This is a genomic window from Providencia sp. 2.29 (assembly GCF_015832305.1).
Lineage (GTDB): Bacteria > Pseudomonadota > Gammaproteobacteria > Enterobacterales > Enterobacteriaceae > Providencia > Providencia stuartii.
Window position 1 is genome coordinate 1783578 of sequence record NZ_CP065420.1, and the last position, 13461, is coordinate 1797038.

Annotated in this window: 14 protein-coding genes; 10 read left to right on the forward strand and 4 right to left on the reverse strand. The window is 42.6% G+C overall.

All coding sequences use genetic code 11. From position 1 onward, the window contains the following. Positions 1 to 226 precede the first annotated feature (226 nt). A complete protein-coding gene (locus I3B46_RS07900; RefSeq protein WP_014656279.1) occupies positions 227 to 1156 on the reverse strand; it encodes a DMT family transporter in 930 nt (309 codons plus the stop codon). Between the two features lie 99 nt (positions 1157 to 1255). On the opposite strand from I3B46_RS07900, the gene I3B46_RS07905 reads away from it, so the two are divergent. From I3B46_RS07905 to purF, 10 genes are all read left to right on the forward strand, one after another. After that, positions 1256 to 2047, forward strand: coding sequence for an AraC family transcriptional regulator (locus I3B46_RS07905; protein WP_004921194.1), 792 nt, complete (start codon positions 1256 to 1258; stop codon positions 2045 to 2047). Between the two features lie 132 nt (positions 2048 to 2179). Further along, the gene (gene pdxB / locus I3B46_RS07910) at positions 2180 to 3310 is read left to right on the forward strand and encodes a 4-phosphoerythronate dehydrogenase PdxB (RefSeq protein ID WP_040133500.1); all 1131 of its coding nucleotides are present in this window, start codon (positions 2180 to 2182) and stop codon (positions 3308 to 3310) included. A 100-nt stretch (positions 3311 to 3410) separates the two neighbouring features. Beyond that, entirely contained in the window at positions 3411 to 4421 is a 1011-nt protein-coding gene (locus tag I3B46_RS07915; protein ID WP_014656277.1) for an aspartate-semialdehyde dehydrogenase, read from the forward strand. Next, a complete protein-coding gene (truA, locus tag I3B46_RS07920; RefSeq protein WP_004921188.1) occupies positions 4421 to 5236 on the forward strand; it encodes a tRNA pseudouridine(38-40) synthase TruA in 816 nt (271 codons plus the stop codon). The genes I3B46_RS07915 and truA overlap by 1 nt, the downstream gene beginning before the upstream one ends. A 128-nt stretch (positions 5237 to 5364) precedes the next feature. Continuing rightward, positions 5365 to 6051 carry a DedA family protein gene (locus I3B46_RS07925; RefSeq protein ID WP_036943938.1) on the forward strand — a complete coding sequence of 229 codons (687 nt, stop codon included), beginning with the start codon at positions 5365 to 5367 and terminating at the stop codon, positions 6049 to 6051. 159 nt (positions 6052 to 6210) lie between these two features. After that, a complete protein-coding gene (accD, locus tag I3B46_RS07930; RefSeq protein ID WP_036943936.1) occupies positions 6211 to 7194 on the forward strand; it encodes an acetyl-CoA carboxylase, carboxyltransferase subunit beta in 984 nt (327 codons plus the stop codon). After that, positions 7187 to 8476, forward strand: a complete 1290-nt coding sequence (gene folC, locus I3B46_RS07935) for a bifunctional tetrahydrofolate synthase/dihydrofolate synthase (RefSeq protein ID WP_183124486.1) — start codon at positions 7187 to 7189, stop codon at positions 8474 to 8476. Before accD ends, folC begins: the two co-directional genes overlap by 8 nt. A 5-nt stretch (positions 8477 to 8481) precedes the next feature. Continuing rightward, positions 8482 to 9162 (forward strand): cell division protein DedD, encoded by a 681-nt coding sequence (dedD, locus tag I3B46_RS07940; protein ID WP_004921181.1) that lies wholly within the window; start codon positions 8482 to 8484, stop codon positions 9160 to 9162. A 179-nt stretch (positions 9163 to 9341) separates the two neighbouring features. Then, positions 9342 to 9845 (forward strand): colicin V production protein, encoded by a 504-nt coding sequence (cvpA, locus tag I3B46_RS07945; protein WP_004921179.1) that lies wholly within the window; start codon positions 9342 to 9344, stop codon positions 9843 to 9845. 14 nt (positions 9846 to 9859) lie between these two features. Continuing rightward, positions 9860 to 11377 carry an amidophosphoribosyltransferase gene (gene purF, locus I3B46_RS07950; RefSeq protein ID WP_036940930.1) on the forward strand — a complete coding sequence of 506 codons (1518 nt, stop codon included), beginning with the start codon at positions 9860 to 9862 and terminating at the stop codon, positions 11375 to 11377. A 138-nt stretch (positions 11378 to 11515) separates the two neighbouring features. On the opposite strand, the gene I3B46_RS07955 is transcribed toward purF, so the two are convergent. The 3 genes from I3B46_RS07955 to I3B46_RS07965 form a co-directional block, all read right to left on the reverse strand. Beyond that, positions 11516 to 12058: a nuclease gene (locus I3B46_RS07955; RefSeq protein WP_104873581.1), complete on the reverse strand. Its 543-nt coding sequence runs from the start codon at positions 12056 to 12058 to the stop codon at positions 11516 to 11518. 161 nt (positions 12059 to 12219) lie between these two features. Continuing rightward, positions 12220 to 12513 (reverse strand): DUF1240 domain-containing protein, encoded by a 294-nt coding sequence (locus I3B46_RS07960; protein WP_174822185.1) that lies wholly within the window; start codon positions 12511 to 12513, stop codon positions 12220 to 12222. A gap of 121 nt (positions 12514 to 12634) precedes the next feature. After that, on the reverse strand, positions 12635 to 13429 hold the full coding sequence (locus I3B46_RS07965; protein ID WP_104873580.1) for a hypothetical protein: 795 nt from the start codon (positions 13427 to 13429) through the stop codon (positions 12635 to 12637). Between the last annotated feature and the right edge of the window lie 32 nt (positions 13430 to 13461).

Below are 13461 nucleotides of genomic sequence, written 5' to 3' on the forward strand. Positions count from 1 at the left end.
GCCAGCATGCCGTGATTTGCACGATATCTAACGGCAGTGGAATAAAAAATTTCCTTTTCCTGATAATATTAATTGCTTAGCGAATAACTTGTCCAAAACGGAATGTTTTGCTTATTTATATTTAGTTCAAACTATTCTAATTAATAGGTCATAATAAAAAACATAGCCCCACAAGTGTGGGGCATATGGATTACGACATTGCATTGCTTGAAGCTTAATTTTACTGCTAGGAGTCGTTTAAGCAATCTTTTTTCTGCTCAATTTTTTTCTTGCTCTTAAAAAGATGAGTCAGAGGGGTACGTAATTGCTGTGCTAACATAACACCTAATAATACCACGCCACCACCAATTAAATGGTAGCTTTGCAGCTCTTCACCGAGCGCAAAGATAGCGATGATTGCTGTAAATACTGGCGCTAAATTCATAAAAATCGAGGTCGTATTGGCGCCTAGGCGCATAACCCCTTGGATCCACAATGCAGGTGCGAGGATAGAGGCTGCAATACCCGCGAAGGCCACAAGACCAATGTTGTGACGGTTAAGCGACACGTCATCTGCCAATAAGAAATTGGGAATTAATAAAATAACGCCAAAGAAAACTTGTACATACAGTGAATCCCAACTTGATAATTGAATAGCCCAACGCTTAGTTAAGACGCCATATAAGGCATAAGCGGCAGAGGCAATCAACATCAACAGTTCACCGGTGCCTAATCCTTGGGAAAAGAGCGTTGCAGGGTTACCTTGGCTGACTAACCAAGTTAAACCCGCCAGCGATAACAGAGTACCGATAAAAATACCAACGGTTGGGATCACTCGCAGGACAAAAATACTGATGACAACGGTTAATAATGGGATTAAGGAGTTCATAATTCCCATAAAGGTTGCACTGACAGAATGAGCGGCATAATAGGCTAAGCTTTGGTAGAGCATCATACCCAGCGCCCCTAAAATGGCGAGTTGCCACCAATGTTTTCTGACTATCGACCAGTGACGCAAGACAGAGCGTAGCACAAATGGAGTCATGACAAGCAGAGCTAATGCCCAACGGTAAAAGGATATTGCGGCGGGATCGATAGCGGTTGCCGCGGCTTTATTCACTATCGCATTCATTGACCAAAGTAAAACCGCTATTAGCGGAAATAATAAATTTTTCATTAAAAGTTTCTCCCTAATGAGTGGCGTTAGTATACCGTTGTCAGATTTTTTATATATACTGATATCCAGACATTCGATAACGGTTTTCAGACAACATTTATGCAACAAGATCAAAAATCACCAACATGGCTGATTAATGAATGCAATATTATCGAACCTGCATTCATTGCATTGCGCCATGAACAAATTGATACTCAAAGCGAGTACAAATCGCATTCCCATCCATTTGGTCAATTGTTATATGTGGTGTGTGGCATTATGGAAATGGAAGTCGAAGGCAAACACTACCTTGCACCACCGGAATTTTGTGTTTGGATCCCCGCAAATACACAGCATGCAAGCTTTAATAAGCAGAGTGTGAAATTTCGTATTATCGATTTCGCGCAACGTTTTAGCGATAAATTATCATCCCGTGCTGGTGTGATTAAGCTCAGTCCTATCTTTCAAACAATTATGGCCGATCTTTATCAAAGGGGGGTCGTCGAGCCACAAACGGAGGAGGACATACGATTAGCCAGTGTACTGATTGACCAATTTGCAGTGTCACCTTGCCAAAAAACGTATCTGCCTATCACCAAAGATAAATTCTTATCGCCAATCCTAGCGTCTTTGCAAAAAGACCCTTCCGATAACACCACACTTGCGGATTGGGCGAAACGGAGTTACACCTCAGAGCGTACATTGTCGCGTCGTTGCCAGCAAGAGCTGGGAATGTCGTTTAGCGAATGGCGTCAGCGTTTACGCTATTTGCACGCCGTTTCTGCACTGGAACGAGGGAAAAGCGTACATGAAGTCGCACTGGATGTTGGCTATAGCTCAGCGTCTGCATTTATTGCGATGTTCCAACAGATCTCAGGGGTAACTCCCGACCGTTTCCGTGCGAAAGAATAGTGAAATCACAGTAATCGCACATAGGCAATGTGCGTGGAACGTGGCAAAATAAGCACTCATAAAATGAAACAACCATACAGTAGTTTGTATGTTGATCATTGAGCATACAATGACATGATTGGGGCGAATAAAGTGAAAATTTTGGTTGATGAAAATATGCCGTATGCTCAGCAGTTGTTTAGCAAACTGGGTGAGGTTAAAGCCGTACCTGGGCGTCCAGTACCTGAAGTTGAGCTTCTGGATGCAGATGCGTTAATGGTACGTTCGATAACAAAAGTTAACCGAGCACTATTAAGTGAAACGCCTGTCAAATTTGTTGGTACTGCCACGGCAGGTTTTGATCATGTAGATACGGCATGGTTGAAGGAAGCCAATATCGCCTTTTCTTCGGCTCCGGGGTGTAATGCCATTGCGGTGGTTGAGTATGTTTTTTCGGCCTTATTGATGCTTGCTGAACGTGACCATTTCGATTTGCGTGATAAAACGGTCGGTATTGTTGGTGTCGGGAATGTGGGTGGACGCCTCGCTAACCGATTATCCGCTTGGGGAGTGAAAACGCTTTTATGTGACCCGCCTCGTAAAGCAAAGGGGGAACAAGGGGCGTTTTTACCGCTGGAAACCTTGTTAGCTGATGCGGATATCCTAACGTTCCATACCCCATTGAATATGGATGGCGCAGATAAAACCTATCATTTAATGGATGCTGAACGCTTATCTAACTTACGTGATGGTACGATTTTAATTAATGCGAGTCGTGGTGAGGTTGTTGATAATCAAGCACTATTGTCTTTGTTAAAGCAAGGCAAAAACATGAGCGTTGTGTTAGATGTTTGGGAGCCAGAGCCTAATTTAGACACTGAATTATTAGAATGGGTAGATATTGGCACACCGCATATCGCAGGTTATACCTTAGAAGGGAAAGCGCGCGGTACGACTCAAGTTTATGAAGCGTACTGCCAATTTTTAGGTCAACCGGACCGTATCGCGCTATCATCGTTATTACCGAAACCGGAGATCAGCGCCATCACTTTTCTCGGTAAATTAACGCAAAGTCAACTCAAAAGGTTAGTTCATCTGGTGTATGATGTGCGTCGCGATGATGCCGCTCTACGTGAAGTAGCGGCAATCCCTGGTGAATTTGACAAATTACGTAAACACTACCAAGAACGCCGTGAGTGGTCCTCTCTTGAAGTGCACTGTGATGATGAACAAACGGTATCTCAACTTGCTGCACTGGGTTTTAATGCACATTTAATTAAGTGATCACAGCGTGTCTCGATAAAGGTTGGTGAATGTAACATCAACCTTTTATTAAGACGCGTAGATGATTTCATTTAATGGTTATATTTTTGGAGAAACAGCAATGACTGAAGGTTGGAATATTGCGTTATTGGGAGCTACCGGGGCTGTCGGTGAAGCTATTTTAGCATTATTACAAGAACGCGAGTTCCCTGTTGGCGAATTGCATCTATTGGCGAGTGAACGAAGCGCTGGAGAAAGCCTGCGTTTTAATAATAAAAGTTATCAAGTTCAAGACGCTACCGATTTTGATTGGTCACAAGCTCAAATCGCGTTTTTCGCCGCTGGGGAAGAAGCCAGTTTATATTATGCAGAGCGTGCCGCCCAAGAAGGGTGCATCGTGATTGATACGAGTGGTGTATTTGCGCTTGAACCTGACGTACCTTTAGTTGTTCCCAGCGTGAACCCTCATGTGCTTGCTGATTACCGTAACCGCAATATTATTGCACTAGCGGATAGTTATGTAAGTCAGTTACTTAGTGCGACGAAGCCATTGATTGAAGCGGCGGGTATCGGCCGTATCACCTTAACGAACATGTTGTCTGTTTCCTCCTATGGCAAAGCGGCTGTTGATGAGTTAGCGGGGCAGAGTGCTCGCTTATTAAACGGTATTCCTGCGGAAGAAGGGCGTTTTAGTAAACAATTGGCGTTTAATATGTTGCCTATGCTGGCAGATATGGAAGGCAGCGTACAGCAAGAACGCCGTTTAGTTGAACAAGTCAGAAAAGTTTTACAAGACGATGGACTACCTGTTGCGGTGAGTTTTATTCAATCGCCTGTGTTTTATGGCAATGCTCAAGTGGTGTATCTCGAAACATTGCGTCCTGTTGGAGTAGAAGAAGCTCGAGATGAACTGGAACGTTTTGATGATATTCAGGTCTCAGAAGAAGGTGATTATCCAACTCAGGTCACTGAAGCATCGGGTAATGATCGCTTAAGTATTGGCTGTATTCGTAATGATTATGGTATCCCTGAAATTTTGCAATTTTGGTCGGTGGCCGATAATGTGCGTTTCGGTGGCGCTTTAATGGCAGTGGAAACGGCTGAAAAACTGGCTCAGGAGTTGTTTTACTGATGTCAGAGTCAACAAAGTTGTCTCGCATTGCGTTAGGCATCGAATACAATGGGAGTCGTTATTATGGATGGCAGCGCCAACAGGAAGTGAAAAGTGTGCAAGGCTGTCTTGAAGACGCTTTGTCAAAAGTGGCGAATCATCCGATTAATGTATTTTGTGCAGGTCGCACGGATGCAGGGGTTCACGCAACGGGGCAGGTGGTGCATTTTGATACCCCTGTGATCCGCAAAGAAGCCGCATGGACAATGGGAGTCAATACCCATTTGCCAGAGGATATTGCGGTACGTTGGTGTAAACCTGTCGATGAAGAGTTTCATGCGAGGTTTAGTGCAACAGCACGCCGTTACCGTTATGTCATCTTTAATCACCGTTATCGGCCAGCGATTTTGTCCAGTGGAGTGACACATTTTCACTATCCACTAGATGAAAAAAAGATGCATGAAGCGGCGCAAGCTCTGTTGGGGGAAAATGATTTTACCTCATTCAGAGCAGTCCAGTGTCAGTCGCGGACACCTTGGCGTAATGTGATGCATGTGCAAGTCACACGTCACGGTAATTATGTCGTGGTGGATATTAAAGCCAATGCTTTTGTTCACCATATGGTCAGAAATATAGTGGGAAGTTTGCTAGAAATTGGCTGCGGTAATCAGGATATTAATTGGATGGCACAATTGCTCGAACTAAAAGACAGAACGAAAGCTGCGGCAACTGCCAAAGCTGATGGCTTGTATTTAGTATCCGTTGATTATCCTGAAAAATTCGCTTTACCGTCGAATGTGATGGGGCCGTTGTTCTTAGCGGACGAACTGATGTGAATCTAATTTTATATACTCTAAATAATTTCAGAAGCAGCTAGGTGACTTGTGTGGATGTCCAGAGTCAACAGTGCCGTCATTGAAGGTATCATGAGTATAGCATGGATGCTATTGATAATGAGGTTTGTATGGAGTTTATCAGTTTTATTATCGACTTTATTTTGCATATCGATGTCCATCTAGCAGAGTTAGTTGCTGAGTATGGTGTATGGGTGTACGGTATTTTATTTCTGATCTTGTTTTGCGAAACTGGGCTGGTCGTTACCCCATTTTTGCCGGGAGATTCGCTGCTGTTTGTCGCAGGGGCTATTTCCGCGTTAGATAGCAATGATTTAAACGTACATTTAATGGTCGCATTGATGATTACAGCCGCTATTCTTGGTGATGCTGTTAATTATGCGATCGGGCGTATTTTCGGCGATAAACTGTTTAAAAACCCGGATTCAAAAATATTCCGTCGTGTTTATCTGGAAAAAACCCATGCTTTCTATGAGAAGCATGGTGGTAAAGCAATTATTTTGGCTCGTTTTGTGCCGATTGTTAGAACATTTGCGCCATTTGTTGCGGGAATGGGCAAAATGTCTTATCGTCATTTCGCCTTTTATAATGTGACAGGGGCGTTATTATGGGTACTGTCATTCACTTATGCAGGTTATCTGTTTGGTGATCTACCCGTTATACAACAGAATTTGAAATTATTGATAGTGGCAATTATCTTTATTTCAATTCTTCCGGGGGTGATCGAAGTGATTCGTCATCGTCGTGCAGCCGCGAAAGAAAAACGTGTTGCGGTTGAAAAAAGTGATAATCCATAACGGATTTAAAAGTTTTTATCCACAGTGGTGTACCATTGTGGTTTAATGGCACAAAATTACATACTGGCGTTTTACCTGAGTGAGTTGATGTGGCAATTATTTTTGTTGCTTGAATTCGCTAAGGAAAGTCAGAGATCAATCAGACGAAAAGGTCCATTAATGAGCTGGATTGAAAAAATATTAAAAAAAGGTAACTTGACCCAATCAAACAAAGTCAACATCCCAGAGGGTGTTTGGACAAAATGTGATAGCTGTGGGCAAGTCCTCTATGGGGCTGAATTAGAGCGTAACTTACAAGTATGCCCTAAATGTGATCATCACATGCGTATTCATGCACGCCAGCGTCTTGAAGCTTTCCTCGATGAAAACTCGACAACAGAATTAGGCAGTGAGCTTGAGCCAAAAGATGCGCTGAAGTTCCGTGATTCCAAAAAATATAAAGATAGACTCTCAGCGGCTCAAAAAGAGACCGGTGAAAAAGATGCTATCGTCGTAATGAAAGGAACGTTAAAAGGGATGCCAGTTGTCGTGGCGGCTTTTGAGTTCTCTTTCATGGGAGGCTCTATGGCTTCCGTGGTAGGTGCACGTTTTGTGCGTGCGGTTGAACAAGCTCTAGAAGATAACTGCCCATTGGTTTGTTTCTCTGCTAGTGGCGGTGCGCGTATGCAAGAAGCGCTGTTATCACTGATGCAAATGGCAAAAACCAGCGCGGCATTGGCCAAAATGCAAGAGCGTGGGTTACCTTACATTTCTGTGTTAACTGACCCAACCATGGGGGGGGTTTCTGCAAGTTTGGCGATGCTAGGTGATATCAACGTGGCTGAACCAAAAGCGCTGATCGGTTTTGCAGGTCCTCGCGTTATCGAGCAAACTGTGCGTGAAAAGCTACCTCAAGGCTTCCAGCGTAGTGAGTTCTTACTGGAAAAAGGGGCGATTGATATGATTGTTCGTCGCCCTGAAATGCGTGATACCTTGGCAGATGTATTGGCAATGTTGACTAACAAGCCAAGTTTTAATACCACTGAAGATACATTAGTCGTCGAAGAAGAGGATGTGAAAATCGATATCGCCAGTGACGATGCTGTCATCGATGCTCCTGAGCAAGTAAAGGACTCTGCTAAGCATAAAAAAGATGATGAATAATCAGTTTACAATCCCTAATGCCGAGTCTCCGCTGGAGGCTTGGCTCTCTTATCAGACAAACTTGCACAGCCAAAATATTGATATGGGGCTAGAGCGAGTTGGCTTAGTCGCCCGCAAAATGGGTTTAACACAACCCGCACCTCGCGTCATTACCGTCGGTGGTACTAATGGTAAAGGTACAACCTGCCATACGATTGAATCTATTTTGATGGCTGCCGGTCTGAAAGTCGGTGTTTACAGCTCACCACACCTTGTTCGTTATACGGAACGTGTTCGTATCCAAGGTTCGGAATTGGCCGAGTCCGACTTTTGCCGTGCCTTTGCCGAGATTGAACAAGAGCGAGGCGATATCTCTTTAACCTATTTTGAATATGGCACGCTGGCGGCATTAACGTTATTTAAGCAAGCCTCATTGGATGTCGTGATCCTTGAAGTGGGTTTAGGTGGTCGCTTGGATGCGACGAATATCGTCGATGCAGATGTCGCGGCGGTGACCAGTATTGCACTCGACCATACCGATTGGTTAGGGTCAGATAGGGAACATATCGGTTTTGAGAAAGCGGGTATATTCCGCGGTGGTCGCTATGCGGTTGTCGGTGAACCTGATATGCCTCAGTCAATTGGTCAACATGCCGAAAATATCGGTGCGTTGCTGTTTCGTCGGGATAAAGATTGGTCATTTGAACAACAGCAAGATTGTTGGGCATGGCAGAGTCGTCAATGCCAATGGCTGAATTTACCACTACCTAATGTGCCGTTAGCAAATGCAGCGACCGCATTGGGGGTGATATGTTGCCTTAAAGAGATTGATAGCCAACTTGCGACTAAAATCACTGATCAGGCAATTCATGACGGCTTGCGATCGGCTCAGTTACCGGGGCGCTTCCAAATTATTGGTGAAAAGCCATTAATGATTTTGGATGTCGCGCATAACCCGCACGCTGCTGGATATTTGATAAACCGCTTAGCACAACTGCCTGCTGTGGAAGGGCGTCGTGTCAGAGCCGTGGTGGGAATGCTTGGAGATAAAGATATTCAAGGTACACTCACCTGTTTATCAGAGCAAGTGACGGATTGGTATGTGGCTCCTCTTACTGAGTTTCGTGGGGCGCCTGCCTCGCAGTTGAGTCAATATCTTGATTCACCACAAGTATTTGATTCAGTCGATGACGCGTGGCAAAAAGCGTGCCTTGATGCAACAGATAACGACATCATTGTTGTTTGTGGCTCATTCCATACGGTCGCTCACGTAATGATGTTGTTAGAAAATTCAAAAGGATAAAATCGGTGGCGAGTAAATTTCAGAATCGTCTTGTCGGTGCCATTGTTTTAATCGCGGCGGGGGTCATTGTATTGCCTGCGCTACTTGATGGCGATAAGAAATATAATGAAAATGAATTTGCGGCCATTCCTATTATTCCTAAACCTGGTGATGAACAGGATATCGAAGCTATTGCACCGCTGGCACAAAATCCGGCGTCAGGCCAAGCTTCTGAGGCTATGCTGTCAGAAGCGATTTCCGAGCAGAAGCAGGAGGAGCAACAGCGACAGCGTGAGCAACAAGCCGCTGCAAATTCTGCCTCTCAACCTCAAGAGGTGCCGAATATCCCTGCTGAGGCACCTAAACAGGTGGAGCCAAAGCCTGAACCTAAACCAACGCCAAAACCTGAGGTTAAAGTAGAGCCGAAGCCAAAACCTGAGCCTAAGCCAGAAGTACAGGCCCCACAAGGTAAAGCTTTTGTGGTACAGCTTGGGGCGTTGAAAAATGCAGCAAAAGTTGAGGAAATTGTCGCAAAATTGAGGTTGTCAGGGTATCAGGTTTATACCGTACCTTCACGGCCAGTCAATGGGCAACTGACGCGAATTTTTGTCGGACCAGAAGCTTCAAGGCAATTGTTAGAAGGCGCACTGCCTGAGCTACGTTCAATCACGGGGCTACAGGGAGAGATTAGGGCTTTTAAGCCATGATATTAAAATAGGAATATCACAAAAAGCCTGAGCTTTTAATCAATTACAGCGGCGAAGATGAATTTTTCTTTTCGCCGCTGGTTTTTTTAAATTGTATGTAAATTGGTTACGCAAACGTTTTCGTTTTCTGTTAGAATGCACTCCAGCCACTGCCGTGGGTGCGAATTTTGGAATAAGATATGGTCTGGTTAGATTACGCAATTATTGCCATCATTGGCTTCTCGGCATTGGTAAGCCTGATCCGTGGGTTTGTTCGAGAGGCGTTGTCACTAATCACATGGGGTTGTGCTTTTTTTGTGGCTAGTACATTTTATCCTTACTTGGCGGAATACTTTACGCGCTTTGAGGATATACTGGTACGAAATGGTATCGCCATTGCAGCATTATTTATTGCGACATTAATTGTCGGTGCTGTTGTGAACTATGTCATTAGTTCTCTGGTTCAAAAGACTGGCTTATCGGGTACAGATCGTGTTCTGGGGATCTGCTTCGGAGCGTTGCGTGGGGTATTGATTGTATCGGCATTACTCTTTTTTCTCGATACTTTTACGCCTCTACCTCAAAGTGAGGATTGGCAACGTTCGGAACTTATTCCGCAGTTCAGTCATATAATCAGGTGGTTCTTTGACTACCTGCAAAATGCGTCAAGTTTCCTACCGGAGAATATTTCTCCGTCTGGCTGATGAGGAAAGACTAAATGTGCGGTATTGTCGGTATCGCCGGTGTTACGCCGGTTAACCAATCAATTTATGATGCTTTGACGGTGCTTCAGCACCGTGGGCAAGATGCAGCAGGGATTGCTACCATTGATGGCAAAAATAATATTCGCTTACGTAAAGCGAATGGCCTCGTCAAAGATGTCTTTGAAACGAGGCACATGCTCCGACTACAAGGTAATATGGGGATCGGTCATGTCCGTTACCCAACCGCAGGTAGTTCGAGTGCATCAGAAGCGCAGCCCTTCTATGTGAATTCACCTTTTGGTATCACCCTTGCTCATAATGGTAATCTGACAAATGCGCATGAATTAACGCGCCGTTTATTTGAAACCGCCCGCCGCCATGTCAACACAACCTCCGACTCTGAGATTTTGTTGAACATCTTGGCTTATGAATTAGACCGTTTTGACCACTTTCCGTTAGAGCCAGACAATGTGTTTACGGCGGTTGCGGCAATGCATAAAAGGTTGCGTGGCGCATACGCATGTGTTGCATTGATTATTGGGCACGGTATGTTGGCGTTTCGTGACCCTTATGGTATCCGGCCATTGGTCTTGGGGCGCCGCATATTAGAAAACGGCGCACAAGAGTACATGGTCGCTTCAGAAAGTGTTGCGTTGGATACGTTAGGCTTTGAATTCTTACGTGATGTCGCACCCGGTGAAGCGGTTTATGTGACAGAGCAGGGGCAGTTGTATACTCGCCAATGTGCAGAAAACCCACAATTAACGCCTTGTTTATTTGAATACGTCTATTTTGCTCGTCCAGACTCTTTTATTGATAAGATCTCGGTTTACAATGCGAGACTACGTATGGGGCAGAAATTAGGTGCTAAAATTGCCCGTGAATGGGAAGATCTGCAAATTGATGTGGTTATTCCAATTCCAGAAACCTCTTGCGATATCGCCCTAGAAATTGCCCACATATTAGATAAACCATATCGCCAAGGATTTGTCAAAAATCGCTATGTGGGGCGCACCTTTATCATGCCAGGCCAGCAGGAGCGTCGTAAGTCGGTGCGTCGTAAGCTCAATGCAAATCGTGCAGAGTTTCGTGATAAAAACGTATTGTTAGTGGATGACTCTATCGTGCGTGGCACGACCTCAGAGCAGATTGTCGAACTCGCTCGTGAAGCTGGCGCGAAAAACGTCTATTTTGCTTCCGCTGCACCAGAAGTGCGCTTCCCAAATGTGTATGGCATTGATATGCCGAACGCGAATGAATTGATCGCCCATGGGCGTGAAGTCGATGAAATTCGTAAACTGATTGGGGCAGATGGATTAATTTTCCAAGATCTGAATGACTTGGTTGATGCCGTTCGTGAAGAGAATCCAGAAATTAATGAGTTCGAGTGCTCTGTATTTGATGGTATCTATGTCACAAAAGATATTGATCAAACTTATTTAGATTATTTAGAAAATCTCCGTAAAGACGATGAATTAAAAATTAAAGATCAAAATGAAATTGAGAACCTAGAAATTTATAACGAAGGTTAATCATTTCTTTATACATATTAAGAATGCCAGCGAGATGATTGCTGGCGTTTTTCTATGCACAATAAAAGTCTCTCACATCATGTGAAAGACTTCTATATAAAAGGCAGCCCTCTATGCGGATGGTTATGATTTATTCTATTAATTGGATAATTCATCCCAAAATTCAATAGATTGAGATGAAACTAATTTTGCTATAGTCATTGGTGATTCTTTATTTATAAAAAGAGTACCAAGCCCCCTAAAAAATAATATAAAATCAGATGCAATTTGTTCAAAGTCATCCATTGATGACTCATTTGTCATAGAAAAAACCTCACCTGTATTAACATTTAAAATTATGGTATAAGGATCGGATATTGCTATAACAATAAATTCAGCAGGTCTATTTTTTCCAGTCCACCATTTATTAACATTATCTCTATCATTTATGCTAACTAACATATTAAGGTAATCAGAGCCATTACCGAATGAGATATTACATAGCGAAAAATTATCTAAATTGTAGCTATCTAAAAATGAAGAAAATTTATCAGGGAATGTAATATTAAGGAGTTCTTCTGATGACTTAAGATTCAATAATGGCTGATCACGTTTCAATAACCTTAAATCATCAAAATCACTACCTAATGGAGAAAATTTATTATCCAATTGCTCACGTATTTCTTCTAATGTTAGCAACACAATGAATCCTCTTTATTTTGTATGCCATACATCACCACTACTAATATGGGGAGTGCTTAGTACAGGAATTGCGTATTGAGCAAAATCAACATGGCGAATACATCAAGCTACACTATTAATAGTGAGATGGTTAAGTAGTTTTTAGCATCAAAAGATATGTGCTACTTACACATATCTTTTGATATAACGTATTCATTTGGTGCGAAAATAGATGATTTGTAGCATGTGTAGTAGCCTTTTGAGGTTAAATCAATACTGACATAGGTCGAAAAGAAAAAGCTAAACACTATGCCTATTATAAAGATAACAGCGAAAAATCCAGCTATCCTATTATTCATTTTTTGTAGTTCTTTTTTATATCCCAATATAAAACTATAATATGAAAAATATAGTATCAAAGGAGCTGAAAAACACAGGAACCCTGTTTGAAATGAGAATAGAATTCTAGGCTTCATTTGAAAGTAATCAATATAATATGTTGTTGATAGATAGATCCCGAAGATTGCTAAAAGTAAAAGCGCTATAGATGATAAGATTAACTTTGTGGGCTCTAATTTAACCACGACTGAATCTCCCCTACAGAGTAAAAAATTGGTCTGGATGGTAAGGTGTTTCTGGTTTTCTTGCTCTGTGAGTTTTTAAGCCTTTAATGATAGTTGTACTAATTTGGAATTTATTATCTAACCAGTACAATAGTATCCCTACAGATACACCTACAGCAAACACCTCTAAAGCTACAAGTATGACACTTGTTCCAGTCGTTAAAGCAGCAGTAGCTAAACCTCCAGTTATGGCTGTCGTTATTTGAGTGCTGATAGCTAGCTTTGCCATGTCCATGGGTATATTCACAAAAAAATCAACCAAGGTATATTCATTCTTGAATATTAATTCAATAGTTCTATAAGCTGCTGAGAAAACTATCGCAAAGCGAGCTGCGCCTACAGAGATATTATTCATGCCTTGAGTGCCTACTCCCATGTATAAAATACGAGGGTTGTTGACTAAATAACGAGTTCCATTTAAGTATGCTCTTATTCCAGCATGGCCTGATAGGCGAATATAAACATTATCGTTTGGCCCTGTATATTGAGTTGCTCTGATATTGAGATTCTCAAACTCGTTAACAATTCTGTTTATTCTGTAGGCTTCATAAATATTTTCTGAAAATGAAGATATTATATCTCCAATGCCAAATAGTGTTTCTTTCGGATCTTTGAAAGGGGTTGGAGTCGATAGATTTTTTAAAATATAATCAGTTTCTTCAATAGTGATAACTGCTGTGACATTATCATCATTAGGTGTTTCTTCGAAACTAAATTTTGCGTCCGCATCAATGAGTGTTTTTGATATAGGGTCGTATTTATACGCCATGTGGTTTTTTCTTTAATTTAGGTTATGGGAGA